This is a genomic window from Microcoleus sp. AT3-D2 (assembly GCF_036705715.1).
Taxonomy (GTDB): domain Bacteria; phylum Cyanobacteriota; class Cyanobacteriia; order Cyanobacteriales; family Microcoleaceae; genus Microcoleus.
In genome coordinates, this window is record NZ_JAUBVE010000188.1 from 1 (window position 1) to 1,686 (window position 1,686).

The 1,686-nt window shown below is 41.6% G+C and carries 1 protein-coding gene and 2 pseudogenes; 2 read left to right on the forward strand and 1 reads right to left on the reverse strand.

Going from position 1 to position 1,686, the window contains the following annotated elements; all coding sequences use genetic code 11:
- Positions 1-378 (reverse strand): annotated as a pseudogene (locus tag QUB44_RS30765) (ISKra4 family transposase); the annotation flags it as partial.
- A 219-nt stretch (positions 379-597) separates the two neighbouring features.
- Between QUB44_RS30765 and QUB44_RS30770 the strand changes: the two are divergent.
- Positions 598-813, forward strand: a pseudogene (locus QUB44_RS30770) (EAL domain-containing protein); the annotation flags it as partial.
- A 214-nt stretch (positions 814-1,027) separates the two neighbouring features.
- Positions 1,028-1,615: an alpha/beta hydrolase gene (locus QUB44_RS30775; RefSeq protein WP_333373693.1), complete on the forward strand. Its 588-nt coding sequence runs from the start codon at positions 1,028-1,030 to the stop codon at positions 1,613-1,615.
- Positions 1,616-1,686: the final 71 nt, after the last annotated feature.

Sequence of the window (1,686 nt, forward strand, 5' to 3'; positions counted from 1 at the left end):
TATGCCTCTCAAAAATTCCACATCGTCTTGAGCATTTTGATATGATACATTCGCACTCACTCGCAAACAACACATTTATTTCTACATAGGGACTGATTTGTGTGTGAGGACGCACTGATAATAACTTGGCTTGTTTCTCTGTTAAAGGCAAGTCTCCTAAAATAGTTTTTAGCTGGCGGGTGCGTCCGGCAGTGGTGTTTGTTGTTGATTCGATAAAAAAACTCCTACTTTTGGCATAACTTGAGTCAGCATTTGTTGTCGCACAGCTTCCTCAATACCAGCCAGAGTTGTCAGTTTTTCTTTTGGGGTATCCTCGTACAGGATTTGGGCGATCGCTTGAATATGCTGATTTATGGTTTGTTCTTGCTCAGGTGTCATGGCTTTATTTCAAAAATAGATTAGTGTTATAATATCACACTATCAATTCGCTCACTTGCAAAGGTGACATGCTCCCCTTTAATCGCTAAGAGCGATCGCATTGTTGAGCGCACTGATATGAAGCCAAAATATCTATAGCTAGAGATTACGGGAACGGCAATGATTCTTAATGTTGACATTGCTTACAATCTTTTGAGCCAATGATCGAAGCGTGGCACTGGAATTTTTGTCGATGATTTTGGGACTGCCTATGATACTTTTAACAACCGGAAAAATTTTCCGGTGAAGTCGCTCAAAATTGATCGCTCATTTGTCCGCGATTTAGCCAGCGCTCCGAGCGATCGCGGAATTGCCAAAGCCATAGTTGCAATCCCAGATGGCTTAAATCTAAGCATAATTGCCGAAGGAATGCAAACCCCAGCCAAATGGGAATAGTTACAAGCGAGCGCCTAGGAAATCGGGCAGCGTTATCTGTTGAGGAAGCCTGCCATTGCTGAGTTTGCTATTTATTTAATCCGACATCCTCAATTGTTGTCTACCACTATGTGGGATCATCAATCCTCCCTCATGAAAGCGCGCAAAAGTCTTATAATTAATTTAATGCTCGTGTAGCTCAAATGACTAATTTTTTTTACGAAATAATATAAAAGTGTTTGGACAAGGCACCCAGACGATGATGTTTGCTCATGGATTTGGGTGCGATCAAAATATGTGGCGTTTCGTAACAGGGGCCTTCGAGAAGGATTACAAAATTATCCTATTTGATTATGTAGGTTCGGGACAGTCTGATATTAGTGCCTACAGTTATGAACGGTACAGCGACCTCAATGGCTATGTTCAGGATGTCCTCAATATCTGTGAAGAATTGGTCTTGACTGATGTGATTTTTGTCGGTCATTCTGTCAGCAGTATGATCGGCCTTCTCTCCTCCATTCAAACTCCTAATTACTTTAATCGCCTGATTTTTGTAGGGCCTTCACCCTGCTATATCAATGATTTACCAAATTATTACGGAGGGTTTGAGCGCAAAGATATTGAGGATCTCCTCGATATCATGGAGAAAAATTACATTGGTTGGGCAAGCTTTCTGGCGCCAATGGCGATGCAGAATCAGGAGCGTCCTGAGTTAAGTGAGGAACTGGAGACAAGTTTTTGCTCTACCGATCCAGTGATTGCAAGTCGCTTTGCCGAGGTAACTTTTTACTCTGACAATCGCAGTGATTTACCCAAGGTATAGTCATTTCAAATAAGTATGAGACACTCTTTATGCACAATAAGCACGAATAACTTCATCAAGAGATGTGTTAG